This is a genomic window from Maledivibacter sp. (assembly GCA_025210375.1).
GTDB lineage: Bacteria > Bacillota > Clostridia > Peptostreptococcales > Caminicellaceae > JAOASB01.
This window is the reverse complement of record JAOASB010000019.1, coordinates 88,494-102,921: the sequence shown is the minus strand read 5'-3', so window position 1 is coordinate 102,921 and position 14,428 is coordinate 88,494. Positions and strand designations below refer to the sequence as shown.

Sequence of the window (14,428 nt, the reverse complement as noted above, 5' to 3'; positions counted from 1 at the left end):
AGAAATGATTATGGAAGAAGTTAAATATGAAGATTTTAAAATAGAAAATCCTATAAAGGAGTTTTCAAGGAAGTTTTTTAAAAAGAAGTCTGCCGTGGTATCCCTAGGCTTCATAATTTTTCTATTAATTTTAGCTGTTTTTCAGCCTACACCATATGATATCTCTGCGACTGATTATGACAATTTGTTGAGCCCTCCAAATTCAGAACATTTATTTGGCACTGATGAATATGGTAGAGATGTATTCAGTCGCATTATCACAGGGACGAGATTATCATTATCCGTTGCATTAACAGCTGTTACTACAGGTGCTATTATTGGTTCTATCCTAGGAATTATTGCAGGCTATTATGGAGGCTTATTAGAGAGTCTAATAATGAGATTCTGTGATATTTTATTCTCATTTCCAGGTCTTCTATTGGCCATAGGCATTGTTGCCATAATAGGACCAGGCTTAACCAATGTGGTTATAGCAATATCAATCTATGGTATACCAACCTTTACTAGGATTATTAGAAGTTCTACATTATCAATAAAGGAGCTTCTATATATAGAAGCTAGTAGATCAATTGGTGTAAGCGACACTAGACTATTGGTAAAACATGTTTTCCCTGGCACTCTACCATCACTTATAGTTGCTTATACAATGAGAATGGGTACTGCTATTATATCCGCAGCTTCCCTTAGTTTTCTAGGGTTTGGAGCAAGTCCGACTAATCCTGACTGGGGTGCTATGTTATCAACGGGTAGAGATTATATTGGAGTTTCACCACATATGTTATTATATCCAGGACTTATGATATTTTTTACAGTGTTAGCTTTTAATTTATTGGGTGATGGGCTCAGAGACACTCTAGACCCTAAACTAGATTAAGGAGGGGAAATGGTGTCAGAAAAATTATTAGATGTAAAGAATTTAAAAACAGAATTTCATACGGATAAAGGAAGCCTCGTTGCAGTAAATGATGTATCTTTTTATGTAAAAAAGGAAGAAATTGTTGGACTTGTTGGTGAGTCCGGCAGTGGGAAATCGGTTACATCCTTATCTGTTTTAGGACTATTACCGGAGAATGGTAATGTAGCAGCTGGGGAGATATTATTAGAAAATAAAGATTTATTAAAAATGAATAAACATGAAATTAAAAACATTAGGGGTAGAGATGTAGCCATGATTTTTCAAGATCCTATGTCATCCCTTAATCCGGTATTAAAAATTGGTGAACAGCTTATGGAGTGTACAAAGCTTCATTTGAAATATGATAATAGTAGGGCAAGAGAACATGCTATCGACATGATAAAGCGGGTGGGAATACCTGTTCCAGAAGATGTGATGAATAGATATCCTCATCAACTATCAGGTGGTATGTCTCAAAGAATAATGATAGCCATGGCAATGTCCTGTAATCCCAAGTTGTTAATTGCAGATGAACCTACAACAGCCCTAGATGTTACAATTCAAGCACAAGTTATGGAGCTAATGGTGGAGTTAAAAGAAAAAAATAAAATTGGGGTATTACTTATTACCCATGATTTAGGTGTAGTTGCTGAAATGTGTGACAGAGTGATGGTTATGTATTGTGGTAGGATTGTAGAGATGGCTGACGTTGTTACTTTATTCAGCAATCCATTACATCCCTATACTAAGGGATTAATCGCATCTGTACCTAGAATAGGAAGAAATGTAGATGAATTACCATATATTGCTGGTAGAGTTCCTGATTTGTCTCAAATGCCAAAGGGATGTAAATTTGCGCCAAGATGTAGTCAAGCAATGGAAATATGCCATAGAGAAGAGCCTAAGCTTACTGCTGTAGGTGATAATAGGCAGTGTCGTTGTCATCTAATACAGGGGAGGAGTGAGACTAATGAGTAATCCTCTTATTCAATTAAAGGATATTTATAAGACGTTTCTGGCATCAAAGACATTATTTGGAGAGAACAAATATGTACATGCTTTAAATGGGGTTTCTCTTGATATAAAAAGTGGCGAGACTCTTTCTATTGTAGGTGAAAGTGGATGCGGCAAGAGTACCATGGGTAGAATCCTTAATAAACTATTAAATGCAGATTCTGGAGAAGTTTGGTTTGAAAATCAGAATATAACCGATTATTCGCCTACACAAATGAGACCTATTAGGAAAAAGATGCAAATGGTTTTTCAAGATCCATACGGTAGTCTTAATCCTAGAATGAAAATTAAAGATATAGTAGGGGAACCCTTATTGGTACATACGGATATGTCCAAAAAGGAAAGATACGATACTGTTATAAAGCTTCTGGAAACCGTAGGACTTAATGAAAGACATGCACAGGGCTATGCCCATGAGTTTTCAGGTGGACAAAGACAGAGGATAGGTATAGCTAGGGCATTAACAGTTAATCCCCAACTCATAATTGCCGATGAGCCTGTATCAGCTCTTGATGTTTCAATACAAGCCCAGGTAATAAATATATTTAAGAGGCTACAAAAAGAATTTAATTTAACTTATTTATTTATATCCCATGACTTAAGTGTAGTAGAGATGATATCCGATAGGATTGGTGTAATGTATCTTGGATATTTGGTGGAAATAACCACTAAGGAAAAACTATATAAGAATCCATTACATCCCTATACACAAGCATTATTATCGGCTGTACCTATTGCAGATCCTACCCATAAAAGACAGCGTATAATATTAAAGGGGGATATACCTAGTCCTATTGATATGCCGAAGGGGTGTCCTTTTAGTACTAGATGTATGTATGCAAAGGATGAATGTTTTAAAACAATGCCACCTCTTTTGGAAGTCGAGCCTGGACATAAAGTTGCATGTCATTTAAAGACATCATAATGAATGGAGGATGAATTATAATGAAGAGAATCTTAATTGCAGGGATGCATCACGAATCAAATTCCTTTAATCCAATAACAGCTGGTGAAAAAGATTTTAATGTGACATATGGAAACGATGTTTTTAATAATCTACGCAGAAACAACTCATTAACAGGAATTATAGAGACTTTACAGGGAAAAGGATATGAAATAATTCCCACTGTATTTGCTAGAGCAGTTCCTAATGGTGAGATAGATCATGATTTCTATATGAAGATAAAAAACGAGATTATAAAGAGAGCAAAGGCAGCTCAAAAAGAGGCTCCCCTAGATGCTATAACCCTTTCTTTACATGGATCTATGAGAGTTAAGGGGCAAGGAGAGGCAGAAGGATATTTTCTGGAAGAATTAAGGAGTATATTTCCCGATATACCTATCTTTTCTTCCCTTGATATGCACACCACTATGACTAAAAGAATGCATGATAATTGTGATGGTTTTGTAGGATATAAATGTGCCCCCCATACCGATTGCTTTGAGACAGGTGAACATGCTGCAAAGATGACAATAGATGCCCTTGAGAATAATGTTAATGCAAAATCAGCTTGGGTTAGGGTGCCAATTTTGATTGCTGGAGAACAGTCGTCAACTAATGTGGAGCCAATGATAGAACTTATAGAAGCACTCAGAGAATGTGAGAAAAAAGAAGGTGTGTTGGCCGCTTCATATTTAATGGGTTTTCCTTGGGCGGATAACGAAGATAGTTCTATTGCTGTTTACGTAGTTGCAGATGGCGACCATGAGCTAGCTCAAAAAGAAGCAGTAAGATTGGCACAGCTTATTTGGTCTAAAAAGGATGATTTTTGTTTCCATACAGAAACATATCATGAAAAGGAAGCTTTAGATGTTGCCTTTGAGGCCGTAAAAGAAGGTAAACTACCTATTTATATCTCTGATTCTGGAGACAATCCAACCGCTGGGGCATCTTCTGATTGTACTGATTTTTTAAAATTAATTATGTCCGATGATAGGACCAATAACCTCAAAAAACCTGTAATATATGGTGGAATATATGACCCAATAGCTACAAAACAATGTGAGGGACGAGTAGGTGAGGATATAACACTTACATTCGGTGCAAAATTTGATACAGTGACTACATCTCCTATTACTGCAACTGGAACAGTCAAGGCTTATATTAAGGATTGGTCTAGGGAAGGAATGATTAAAGGAGATTTGGCGTTGTTTAGTAGCTGTGGAGTGGATATAGTAATTGCTGAGGCCCATGTGGGATATACATTACCTGAGATGTTTACGGATTTAGGAGTTGATCCTAAAGAGGCAGAAATAGTAGTTTGTAAACTTGGATATCTTACACATCAGCAGAGCTTAGTAGCTAAACGTAGTATAATGGCACTTACTAAGGGAAGTACAAATGAAGATTTAAAAACCCTTGATTATAGAAAAGTCAAGAGACCAATATTTCCATTAGATAGTGACTTTGAATATAACGCCTTGGATAATTTGATACCACAGGGGGTATAAGCCTATGATATTAGAAGTATGTGTTGACTCTTATACATCTATGATGACAGCTAAAGATGCCGGAGCTGATAGGATAGAATTATGTTCTGCCCTAAATATAGGTGGATTGACACCAAGCTATGGGCTAATGCAGAGAGCAAAGGAAATTAAAGATATAGAAGTTTTTGTCATGATACGTCCTCGCAGTGGAGATTTTTTATACGATAATAATGAGTTTGAAACAATGAAGCAGGATATCAGTATTGCAAAACAAATTGGATTTGATGGTATTGTCACTGGTATTTTATTGTCTGATGGTAGGATAGATATTGATAGGATGAGGGAACTTGTAAAGGTTGCATACCCCCTTAAGGTAGTGCTTCATAGAGCCTTCGATGATGCAAAAAATCCTATAGAAGATATTCCTAGTCTTATTGAAATGGGAATATGCAGAATTCTCACATCAGGACAAGGGTCAAATGCGTTAAAGGGTGCAGATTACATCGCAAAGATACAAGAAAAGTTTGGCGACTCCATAACCATTATGCCCGGTTGTGGAATAAATGCTGGCAATATAAAAGAGATGTATAAAATAACCAAATGTACTCATTACCATTTGTCCGGCAAGGTGAATGTTGGTAGTCAAATGGAATATAGAGAGTGTATTAAAAGAATGGATACTCCGGAGAGTGAATTTGTGGTGGAAAGAGCAGATTATGATCTCATCAAGAAGGCAAGGGATATTATTGATAATATAAAAAATGATATGGCGGGAGCAAGTAAAGTTTAGATTATAACTTATATATTTATTGGAGGAGTTGCATGAGAAAGGTAGCTTGTTTTGACATCGGAGGTACTTTTATTAAGTATGGAGTGGTAAATGAGCAAGGAGAGATTCTAGCTAAATCAAAATTAAACACACCAAGGAATAATTGTAAAGAAGAAATACCAAAATTAATTATAAAGCAAATAAATGAATTAAATAAGTATCATAATATTAATTCTGTAGGTATCAGTACTGCTGGCAAGGTTGACAGTAAAAATGGAGAAATAATATTTGCAAGTGAAAATTTACCAGGATATACGGGCACAAAGCTTTCCAAAGAAGTAAAAATTAAAACTGGACTGGAGTGTTTTGTCGAGAATGATGTAAATTCTGCAGCGTTAGCAGAGAGTTGGAAGGGTGCAGGCAAGGGGGTAAGTACCTTTGTATGTATTACCCTTGGAACTGGAGTAGGTGGAGCTATAATAATCAATGATGAGCTTTACCAAGGAGTTATGGGAGGCTCGGGAGAAGTAGGGCACATGATCATTAATGAATCCGGAGATGATTGCAACTGTGGCAGCAAAGGCTGTTTTGAGAGATATGCCTCCACCGCTGCATTGATAAGAAACTATACATTAAAGTCAGGTCTATCTGAACAAAGTTTGAGCGGTAAGGATATTTTTAATAAAATTAAAAATGGTGATGAGAGGGCAATAGAATCATATAAAGAATTTTTAAATCATATTGTTACAGGTCTTGTTAATATAACCCATATATTTGATCCAGGGCTTATTGTTTTAGGGGGAGGAATCTCTGACCAAGGGAAGCCATTTCTTGATGATATAAATGAATTGTTTAAAGAACGTGTTATGCCCTCATATGGAGAATATACAAGAATTGTTCAAGCCCAGCTTGGAAATGATGCAGGTATTTTAGGAGCATGTTATATTGCATTGAATCATAATAAAGAAGTTTGAATCCGATATGGTGGATAGCTTTCGGTACGATAAAAATGTAAGCGCAAGACATCAAAATAATGATGTTTAGCACTTACACTTTTTTTATGCAAAAAATTTGTTGGTTTAATTAATAATATAAATGTCATTCAATTCAATATTATGTTTGACCCCAATTATTTTAAAGATGTATAATCAAGTGAGGAAATTGCATAACTCTTACTTGGCAGAATTACATATACGAATATCATCCTTGATTTAATTGCTTAAGATATAAGCATATTTGATGGTATAGCTTTGAGGATTTTAAAACTACATGTAGTAGATGGTTTTTATAGAAAGTAATTATGCAATTTGCTCAAGTGTAAATACTTTGGAATAATATAAACATTGCAGATTAAGTAAATATAAAATATAGGGGAAGAAAGCTTTATAGGGTGATGTATATGGAAACGGAAAAAATATTTTATGAGAAACTAAATTGTATTTTAAAGGGAGAAAATGTTTTAAGCATACTTATGATAGGTGCAGGAGTAAAGATAGAAAATGAATATTTAGATACCTTGAGGGATATAGATCTTTTTGTTATTACAGATGAAGACTATGAATTTGAAAGGGAAGTGATTAGGATAGAGGGTGTATCATTTGATATATCCTATATGTCCTTGAAATCATTTGAAAAAGCTATTAACGATGAAATCCCCTTCTTAATAAATTCCCTACAAAGTTATAAATTTGTATATAATACTAATAAGAATTTAATAAAGCTTTTAGAAAAGATAAAACATATATATATGAGGGGACCAAAAAAATTAGAGAAGGATGAAATAGATTATATAAGATTCAAGCTCTATCAAAATTTTGAGGATATATTAAATAGAAAAAAAGATGTATTAAGTGTAAAATTTTTAATGAATAATCTTTACTATAATGCTTTAACTTCCTATTATAAGCTTCACGGTTATTGGATACCAAAGGACAAAAAAATATTAAAAAGCATACAAAAATTTGACTATATTATATATAATTTATGTATAGAGTTTATTAAAGAAGAAGAGGTAAATGAAAAGCTTAAAATACTTAATGAAATAATTGATTATGTACTGGAGCCCTATGGTGGAGTTATAAAAGTTTGGAAAAGAAACAGGTTTCTATTAATATGAAGTGGAGAGAGGGAAAAATATGGACAAGCAGAGAATTGAAAAGGCAGTTAAAGAAATTTTAGCAGCTATTGGAGAAAATCCTGATAGAGAGGGATTGAAGGATACACCAAAAAGGATTGCAAATATGTATGAGGAAATATTTGCTGGATTAAATGAAGATCCGGGTAAGCATCTGGAAATATATTTTCAAGATGAGAAGCATGAAGAGCTAGTTTTGGTAAAGGATATCCCATTTTATTCAATGTGTGAGCATCATTTTGCTCCTTTTTTCGGGAAGGCCCATGTCGGATATCTACCTAAAAATGGCAAGCTTACTGGACTTAGCAAGCTTGCAAGAGTCGTTGAAACCGTTGCTAGAAGACCACAGCTTCAAGAAAGGCTTACTGCAACTATTGCAGAAACCATTGTGGAAAAGCTTGACCCCCATGGCGTGATAGTTGTTGTAGAGGCAGAGCATATGTGTATGACCATGAGGGGTATAAAAAAATCGGGATCAAAAACTGTAACCTCCGCAGTGAGAGGATTATTCAATAAGGATGCCAAAGCCAGGGCAGAAGCTATGTCATTGATAAATTTCGGTAGATAATGGGGGATAAAATGAGAAATATAAATTATAAATTCCATAGAAGAATAGATATAAAATGTGGCAAGCATGAATTGAAGCTAGGCAGCCGTACCTTTATAATGGGTATATTAAATGCTACCCCGGATTCCTTTTCAGATGGTGGAGAGTATATTGATGTAGAGAAAGCCATAAAACATGCTAAGGAAATGGTCATGGAAGGAGCCCATATAATTGATATTGGAGGAGAATCCACACGACCTGGGTCTAAGGAAGTAGATGGGGAGGAAGAATTGAGAAGAGTACTTCCCATTGTAAAAAGGCTTGTTAAAGAGGTAGATGTACCTATATCAGTAGACACCTATAAAGCTCAGGTAGCAGAGAAAGCTTTAGGAGCCGGTGCCCATATTATTAATGATGTTTGGGGTCTACAAAGAGACCCAGACTTAGCATCAGTAGTAGCTAAGTATAATGCTGTAGTTGTTGCAATGCATAATCAAAATGGTACTGAATATAAAAATGATATTATGGAAGAAATTTGTGGTTTTTTAAAAAAGTCCATAGATATAGCTTTAAAAGCTGGCGTGAAAAGGGAAAACATAATATTAGATCCAGGTATAGGGTTTGGGAAGACTCCTGAGCAGAATATGGTGGTTATGTCTAGGCTTGGAGAGCTTAATGATTTAGGTTATCCAACTTTGCTAGGCACGTCAAGAAAGTCAATGATTGGTAAAATACTTGATCTGCCACCAAAGGAAAGAGTTGAAGGTACACTTGCTACTACAGTAATGGGAATAATGCAAGGTATGGATATAGTAAGGGTACACGATATAAAAGAAAATGTAAGAACAGCTAAGGTTACTGATGCTATCATAAGGAGATTTTAATATGGATAAGATAATAATGAAAAATCTAGCCTTTTTTGGATATCATGGTGTTTTGCAGGAAGAAAACACATTGGGGCAAAAATTTTTTGTGGATATAGAGATCTTTGTGGATTTAAGGAAGGCTGGTTTGAGTGACCGAGTAGAGGACACAGTACATTATGGAGAAGTCTATGAAAAGGTTAAGGACATTGTGGAAAATAAAAGATTCAAACTTATAGAAGCATTGGCTGAAAACATAGCTAAGACCATATTGGAGGATTTTTTAACAGTAAATGAGATTTGTGTCAAGATCAGAAAACCTGAAGCTCCAGTAAAGGGAATATTTGACTATTTTGCAGTAGAAATAAGGAGAATAAGAAATGCATAAAGCTTATTTGGGTCTTGGAAGTAATATAGGTGAAAAGAAAGAAAATATTGATAGTGCCGTGGACATGCTTAAACAGCATAAATCAATAGAGGTCAAAAATATTTCTTCGTACTATGAAACAGAACCCGTGGGATATGAGGATCAAGACTGGTTTGTAAATGTAGTTGTGGAAATAGAAACGAATTTGGAGCCCTATCAACTTTTAGAATTTTGCGGCTCTATTGAGGAAAAACTAAAAAGAAAAAGAATAATCAGATGGGGACCAAGAACTATAGATGTTGATATATTAGTATATGAAGGATTTACATCCCAAGATGAAAGGCTTACTTTACCCCATCCACGCATGACGGAGAGAGCCTTTGTAATGGTTCCACTATATGAGATTGCACCAAATATTGATATTAACAATGAAAATATAAAGCAGATACTAAAAAATTTAGAAGGGGAAGAAATAAGGAAGATTGATTATGATAGATAAAAGAATCCTAAATGGAGAACAAGTGATAGTCAAGGTGGGAAAATTAAATATTGGAGGAAATAATCCTCCGGTTATGATAGCCGGGCCCTGTGCGGTGGAATCCAAAGAGCAGGTTATGGAAACTGCTTTAGCCCTTAAAGAAGTTGGAGTGGATATATTAAGGGGAGGGGTTTTTAAGCCTAGGACTAGTCCCTATGCATTTCAAGGACTTGGTTTAAAGGGCCTTGAATATTTAAAGTTGGCAGGAGAAAGGATAGGAACTCCCATCATAACGGAGCTTATGGATGGGAAGAATTTGGATGCCATCGTTGAATATTCCGATGTTATTCAAATAGGATCAAGGAATATGTATAACTATTCCCTATTAAAAGAAGTCGGAAAAATTAGTAAGCCCGTTCTTTTAAAGAGGGGAATGAGTGCTTCTATAAAGGAATGGGTAATGGCTGCTGAGTATATAGCTGCTTATGGAAATAAAAATATCATACTTTGTGAAAGAGGCATAAGAACCTTTGAGGTTTATACAAGAAATACACTAGATTTAGCTGCTGTCCCTATTATGAAAGGGGAAACAGGATTGCCAATTATAGTAGACCCAAGTCATGGAACGGGGCGTAAAGAACTCATTATGCCCATGTCAAAGGCTGCCTTGGCCTGTGGAGCAAATGGTTTAATGATAGAAGTACATATCGATCCCCAGAATGCTTTAAGCGATGGACAACAATCCATTAAACCAGAAGAATATAAGGAAATTTTTTCAGAATTAAATAAAGACTGATATAAATGGAGAAATTCCATAAAAAATGTTGTTTATCCATATATGACTTTTGAGATTGTAAAACTATATATAGGGTTTTTTACAAAAGATAATTATGCAATTTGGTCAAATAATAAGATGTCTATCTTTACGATAATAAAGATAGACATCTTATTTTGTCATTTTATTTAATACTACATGAAGGTATCACCATAATATTTTTTGTGTTAATAAATCTTCCTATACTTGTGGGCTTATATTTTGGTTAAATTTTTACTTTTCTCTGCCGCAGTTTTTACTTCTTCTAGGGAACCCCCTATGGATGCTTGTATGGACGCAGCAATACTGCCCTCTACAATTGGAGCATCTGCTATGACTATCCTTTTCCCCATATTGTCTTCCAATAGGTCAAAAGCAAGCTCAGTACTCATAATGGCACTTCCTAAGTCTACAAGCACCAAAACTCCTTCTTCACTATATACTTTTTCAATAGCTTCCATAATTTTTGTAGCATTTGTTCCAATTCTTCCATCCTCGGACCCGCCTGCGGCCTCAATTTTGACCTTGTCAGCCATTTGACTACAAAGCTCTACAATACCCTTAGCTATTTTTTCACTATGTGAAACAATTACCATTCCTATCATTTTCAGAACTCCCTTATCTTAAAGTATCTGATATTGTTTTTAGAATTAGATAACTAGAAGTTGCACCGGGATCTTGATGGCCTAAGCTTCTTTCTCCCAAATAACTAGCTCTTCCCTTTGTAGCAATAATATGTTTTGTTCTTTCAACACCTTTATAAGCGGCACCAGCAGCTTCATTAAATGCAATAGATAATTCTTGCCCTTGTTCTAAGGATTCCTTCAATGCTTCATATGCTGGAATTAATGCATCAAGCATTGTTTTTTCTCCTATATGAGCTTTTCCCCTCATTACAACCCCTTTAATAGCTTCATCAAACATTTTTATAATTGTTTCCTTACCCAATTCAGTTTTGCCCTTAGCTATTGTTGATGCCTTCAAAAATGCAGTTCCATACAAGGGGCCGGATGCCCCTCCAATCGTAGATATTAGGGTCATAGCCGTAACTTTTAAAATCTCTCCACAATCATCGGTCTTTAGTCCTTCTAGTTTCTTTGATACGGCAGTAAATCCTTTATTCATATTAATGCCATGATCTCCATCCCCTATAGCGGCATCTAATTCGGTCAATAGTTCTTTGTTTTCATGAATTTTTATAGCAATATTTCTTAATATCTTTATAAGCGATTCTGTCGTGATCATATATGCCATGCCTCCTCGGTTAGTGATTATCCATAGGAATTCAAATCAAAGTTTTGACTGGAATCCCTATAATATAGTCTATCAGCAAATTATTATCTTTTAATCATTATATTTGCTTAAATGCTGGGGTGTTTGCTTTTTCATCTAATAATTCCTTTAATTCACCATCAACCCTTAATAATGATATAGAAAATCCTGCCATTTCAATTGAAGTCATATAATTGCCAACCATAGTTTTATAGGTTTTTATCCCTCTTTCTTTCAATATTTTATCTACCTCATTATTTATGATATATAGTTCCATAAGAGGTGTTCCTCCCAAACCATTTACCAAAACAGCAACCTCTCCATTTTCATTGATTTGCATATCCTTTAATATTTTATCCATTAAATGTGCTGCAATCTCCTTGGCATTCTTTATTTCATCCCTATGGGTTCCAGGTTCACCATGTATTCCTAATCCGATTTCCATCTCATTTTCCGATAATTCAAAGCCTGGTTTTCCAGCTGCTGGTATGGTGCAAGGTGTTAAAGCCATTCCCATAGACCTTACATTTTTTATAACCTTTTCTGCAATTCGTTTTACTTCAGTTAATTCCAATCCTTTTTCCGCAGCAGCTCCAGCAATCTTATGTACAAAAACAGTTCCTGCAATTCCTCGCCTGCCAGTGGTATAGGTGCTATCTTCAACAGCTACATCATCGTTCACAACAACACTTTCCACTTTAATTCCCTCGGCATCAGCTAATTCCACAGCCATTTCAAAATTCATAACATCCCCTGTATAATTTTTGATAACTAAAAGTACTCCCTTTCCTTGATCAACGGCTTTCACCGCTTCAAATACTTGGTCTGGGGTTGGAGAGGTAAAGACTTCTCCTGCTATAGCTGCATCTAGCATCCCTTCCCCTACAAATCCTCCATGAGAGGGTTCATGTCCACTTCCTCCTCCGCTGACTAAAGTTACTTTTTCCCTTAGATTAGTTCTAACTAATACGTCAAAGCCTTCTACTCTTTTTACATACTGGGGATGTGCCTTTACAATCCCTTCTAACATTTCGTTTACCACATTTTCAGGGTTATTAATAATTTTTTTCAAAATTCATTCCTCCTATCTATTCTATATTGTTATAAATAATAAAGCCACATGTTTAGCCATTAGATGAAACTTCATAACTCTGATTTGGCTAAGCCTAATATGGGAATATAATCCTTAATTTAATTACTTAAGATATAAGCATATTTGATGGTATGGTTTTTTGGCTTTTAAAACTATATATAGTAGATGATTTCTGTAGAAAGTAATTGAGCAAATTGCATAATTACTTTCTATAAAAACCATCTACTACATGTAGTTTAAAAATCTTCAAAGCTACACCACCAAATATACTATATCTTAAATATTCAAATTAAGGATGATATTCGCATATGCAATTGTGCCAAGTAAGAGTTATGCAATTTCCTCAATTATACAATTTGCTCATTTGCTTATCTTCTTTTAAATTATATGCTTATCCTTTTTTCATTATTCTTTAGCTAAATAACTTTAAAGTTTTGTTCCACAATACCTCCCATTACTGGCCCCTTTTTATTATTTATACTTTTTGTAGTATTGTGTATTCTTTTGATGAATGATAAAATTTACTTATGTAGTTAAAAAATATAAAATTATACATTCAAGCAAATAATTATGTATTTATTTAAAGAATTAACTTTTATTAAAAAATTTATTTATTGAGCCGTTTAAAAGTAAGCAAGCGGAAACCAAGGGGAATAGAAATAAATGTGTTAATTAAGATATGAAGATTTCACCTTTGCCTTAAGGTATTTATCAAAAGTATGAATATAGGTTTAGTAAATATTTGGGAGGGAAAACATATGGTATCCCAAGATAGAATGAATATATTAATAGTTGATGATATACCAGAAAACCTGTTTATTTTGGAAAGTATACTTGAGAGTTTAGACCTGAATATAGTTAAAGCGGCATCTGGAAATGAGGCCCTAGGTCTATTGCTTGAGTATGACTTCGCACTTGTATTATTGGATGTACAAATGCCCGATATGGATGGCTTTAAAACCGCAGAGCTTATGAGAGACAGTGAAAGTACTAGGTATATCCCTATTATATTTGTTACCGCTATAAACAAGAATCAAAAGTGTATGTTTAAGGGATACGAAATAGGTGCAGTAGATTATCTTTTTAAGCCAATAGATCCCTTAATATTAAAAAGCAAAGTAAAGGTATTTATTGAGCTTCAAAAACAGAAACAACTACTTGAAGAGCAAAAAAGAGTGTTGGAAGAAAAGGTTAATGAATTATCATTACTTCAAGAACTCAATTATGAGCTAGAACATATATCAACTATTGATGTGCTAACCGGTGTTTCAAATCGACGGAGTTTTGAAACTACTATTCAGACTGAATGGGAAAGAGCAATACGCAGAAATATACCTTTATCGCTGATTATGATCGATATAGACCACTTTAAGGCATTTAATGATTATTATGGACATCAAGTGGGGGATAAGTGCATTAGACAGGTGGCAAAGTCCATTGCTTCATCTGTCCGAAGACCCGGGGATTTTGTTGCTAGGTATGGTGGTGAAGAATTTGTTGTGATATTGCCTGAGACGGATAAGGAAGGAGCTTTTACGGTGGCAGAAAGGATACGAAATAGTGTTGAAGCCTTGGCTATAAAGCATGGGAGTTCCTGTGTTTTTGAATATGTTACTATTAGTTTAGGGATATCGACATTATTTCCTGAAAAATATCATTCTGCTGAAGAGCTTATAAGACGGGCAGATAGATCACTCTTCCAGGCTAAATACTTTGGGCGTAATAGGGTTGCAAGATAAAAATTTAAAAAAT

Annotated in this window: 16 protein-coding genes; 13 read left to right on the top strand and 3 right to left on the bottom strand. The window is 34.9% G+C overall.

What is annotated here, in order from left to right:
- Positions 1–10 precede the first annotated feature (10 nt).
- The 12 genes from N4A68_06470 to aroF all read left to right on the top strand — a co-directional run bounded on the left by N4A68_06470 (position 11) and on the right by aroF (position 10,293).
- Positions 11–874, top strand: coding sequence for an ABC transporter permease subunit (locus tag N4A68_06470; GenBank protein MCT4563951.1), 864 nt, complete (start codon positions 11–13; stop codon positions 872–874).
- A gap of 9 nt (positions 875–883) precedes the next feature.
- Entirely contained in the window at positions 884–1,873 is a 990-nt protein-coding gene (locus tag N4A68_06465) for an ABC transporter ATP-binding protein (protein ID MCT4563950.1), read from the top strand.
- Positions 1,866–2,834 (top strand): dipeptide ABC transporter ATP-binding protein, encoded by a 969-nt coding sequence (locus N4A68_06460; protein MCT4563949.1) that lies wholly within the window; start codon positions 1,866–1,868, stop codon positions 2,832–2,834. The genes N4A68_06465 and N4A68_06460 overlap by 8 nt, the downstream gene beginning before the upstream one ends.
- A 20-nt stretch (positions 2,835–2,854) precedes the next feature.
- The gene (locus tag N4A68_06455) at positions 2,855–4,360 is read left to right on the top strand and encodes a M81 family metallopeptidase (GenBank protein MCT4563948.1); all 1,506 of its coding nucleotides are present in this window, start codon (positions 2,855–2,857) and stop codon (positions 4,358–4,360) included.
- A gap of 4 nt (positions 4,361–4,364) precedes the next feature.
- A complete protein-coding gene (locus tag N4A68_06450) occupies positions 4,365–5,129 on the top strand; it encodes a copper homeostasis protein CutC (protein MCT4563947.1) in 765 nt (254 codons plus the stop codon).
- Between the two features lie 32 nt (positions 5,130–5,161).
- The gene (locus tag N4A68_06445; protein ID MCT4563946.1) at positions 5,162–6,082 is read left to right on the top strand and encodes an ROK family protein; all 921 of its coding nucleotides are present in this window, start codon (positions 5,162–5,164) and stop codon (positions 6,080–6,082) included.
- A 425-nt stretch (positions 6,083–6,507) separates the two neighbouring features.
- Positions 6,508–7,224 carry a hypothetical protein gene (locus N4A68_06440; GenBank protein MCT4563945.1) on the top strand — a complete coding sequence of 239 codons (717 nt, stop codon included), beginning with the start codon at positions 6,508–6,510 and terminating at the stop codon, positions 7,222–7,224.
- Positions 7,225–7,243: 19 nt separating this feature from the next.
- Positions 7,244–7,810 (top strand): GTP cyclohydrolase I FolE, encoded by a 567-nt coding sequence (gene folE, locus N4A68_06435; protein ID MCT4563944.1) that lies wholly within the window; start codon positions 7,244–7,246, stop codon positions 7,808–7,810.
- Positions 7,811–7,821: 11 nt separating this feature from the next.
- The gene (gene folP / locus N4A68_06430; protein ID MCT4563943.1) at positions 7,822–8,673 is read left to right on the top strand and encodes a dihydropteroate synthase; all 852 of its coding nucleotides are present in this window, start codon (positions 7,822–7,824) and stop codon (positions 8,671–8,673) included.
- A gap of 1 nt (position 8,674) precedes the next feature.
- Positions 8,675–9,040: a dihydroneopterin aldolase gene (folB, locus tag N4A68_06425; GenBank protein ID MCT4563942.1), complete on the top strand. Its 366-nt coding sequence runs from the start codon at positions 8,675–8,677 to the stop codon at positions 9,038–9,040.
- On the top strand, positions 9,033–9,518 hold the full coding sequence (gene folK / locus N4A68_06420; GenBank protein ID MCT4563941.1) for a 2-amino-4-hydroxy-6-hydroxymethyldihydropteridine diphosphokinase: 486 nt from the start codon (positions 9,033–9,035) through the stop codon (positions 9,516–9,518). Before folB ends, folK begins: the two co-directional genes overlap by 8 nt.
- Positions 9,508–10,293 carry a 3-deoxy-7-phosphoheptulonate synthase gene (gene aroF, locus N4A68_06415; GenBank protein MCT4563940.1) on the top strand — a complete coding sequence of 262 codons (786 nt, stop codon included), beginning with the start codon at positions 9,508–9,510 and terminating at the stop codon, positions 10,291–10,293. The genes folK and aroF overlap by 11 nt, the downstream gene beginning before the upstream one ends.
- 233 nt (positions 10,294–10,526) lie before the next feature.
- On the opposite strand, the gene dhaM is transcribed toward aroF, so the two are convergent.
- The 3 genes from dhaM to dhaK all read right to left on the bottom strand — a co-directional run bounded on the left by dhaM (position 10,527) and on the right by dhaK (position 12,655).
- Positions 10,527–10,916 (bottom strand): dihydroxyacetone kinase phosphoryl donor subunit DhaM, encoded by a 390-nt coding sequence (gene dhaM / locus N4A68_06410; protein ID MCT4563939.1) that lies wholly within the window; start codon positions 10,914–10,916, stop codon positions 10,527–10,529.
- A gap of 13 nt (positions 10,917–10,929) precedes the next feature.
- Positions 10,930–11,556 carry a dihydroxyacetone kinase subunit DhaL gene (dhaL, locus tag N4A68_06405; protein MCT4563938.1) on the bottom strand — a complete coding sequence of 209 codons (627 nt, stop codon included), beginning with the start codon at positions 11,554–11,556 and terminating at the stop codon, positions 10,930–10,932.
- 106 nt (positions 11,557–11,662) lie between these two features.
- Positions 11,663–12,655 (bottom strand): dihydroxyacetone kinase subunit DhaK, encoded by a 993-nt coding sequence (gene dhaK, locus N4A68_06400; GenBank protein MCT4563937.1) that lies wholly within the window; start codon positions 12,653–12,655, stop codon positions 11,663–11,665.
- A 779-nt stretch (positions 12,656–13,434) separates the two neighbouring features.
- Here dhaK and N4A68_06395 point away from each other — a divergent pair.
- Positions 13,435–14,415: a diguanylate cyclase gene (locus tag N4A68_06395; GenBank protein ID MCT4563936.1), complete on the top strand. Its 981-nt coding sequence runs from the start codon at positions 13,435–13,437 to the stop codon at positions 14,413–14,415.
- Positions 14,416–14,428: the final 13 nt, after the last annotated feature.

What these genes read in the sequence shown, in the direction of transcription:
- N4A68_06470 (MCT4563951.1), top strand. Translation starts at nt 11, where the DNA reads ATGGAAGAAGTTAAATATGAAGATTTTAAAATAGAAAATCCTATAAAG.
- N4A68_06465 (MCT4563950.1), top strand. Translation starts at nt 884, where the DNA reads ATGGTGTCAGAAAAATTATTAGATGTAAAGAATTTAAAAACAGAATTT.
- N4A68_06460 (MCT4563949.1), top strand. Translation starts at nt 1,866, where the DNA reads ATGAGTAATCCTCTTATTCAATTAAAGGATATTTATAAGACGTTTCTG.
- N4A68_06455 (MCT4563948.1), top strand. Translation starts at nt 2,855, where the DNA reads ATGAAGAGAATCTTAATTGCAGGGATGCATCACGAATCAAATTCCTTT.
- N4A68_06450 (MCT4563947.1), top strand. Translation starts at nt 4,365, where the DNA reads ATGATATTAGAAGTATGTGTTGACTCTTATACATCTATGATGACAGCT.
- N4A68_06445 (MCT4563946.1), top strand. Translation starts at nt 5,162, where the DNA reads ATGAGAAAGGTAGCTTGTTTTGACATCGGAGGTACTTTTATTAAGTAT.
- N4A68_06440 (MCT4563945.1), top strand. Translation starts at nt 6,508, where the DNA reads ATGGAAACGGAAAAAATATTTTATGAGAAACTAAATTGTATTTTAAAG.
- folE (MCT4563944.1), top strand. Translation starts at nt 7,244, where the DNA reads ATGGACAAGCAGAGAATTGAAAAGGCAGTTAAAGAAATTTTAGCAGCT.
- folP (MCT4563943.1), top strand. Translation starts at nt 7,822, where the DNA reads ATGAGAAATATAAATTATAAATTCCATAGAAGAATAGATATAAAATGT.
- folB (MCT4563942.1), top strand. Translation starts at nt 8,675, where the DNA reads ATGGATAAGATAATAATGAAAAATCTAGCCTTTTTTGGATATCATGGT.
- folK (MCT4563941.1), top strand. Translation starts at nt 9,033, where the DNA reads ATGCATAAAGCTTATTTGGGTCTTGGAAGTAATATAGGTGAAAAGAAA.
- aroF (MCT4563940.1), top strand. Translation starts at nt 9,508, where the DNA reads ATGATAGATAAAAGAATCCTAAATGGAGAACAAGTGATAGTCAAGGTG.
- dhaM (MCT4563939.1), bottom strand. Translation starts at nt 10,916, where the DNA reads ATGATAGGAATGGTAATTGTTTCACATAGTGAAAAAATAGCTAAGGGT.
- dhaL (MCT4563938.1), bottom strand. Translation starts at nt 11,556, where the DNA reads ATGATCACGACAGAATCGCTTATAAAGATATTAAGAAATATTGCTATA.
- N4A68_06395 (MCT4563936.1), top strand. Translation starts at nt 13,435, where the DNA reads ATGGTATCCCAAGATAGAATGAATATATTAATAGTTGATGATATACCA.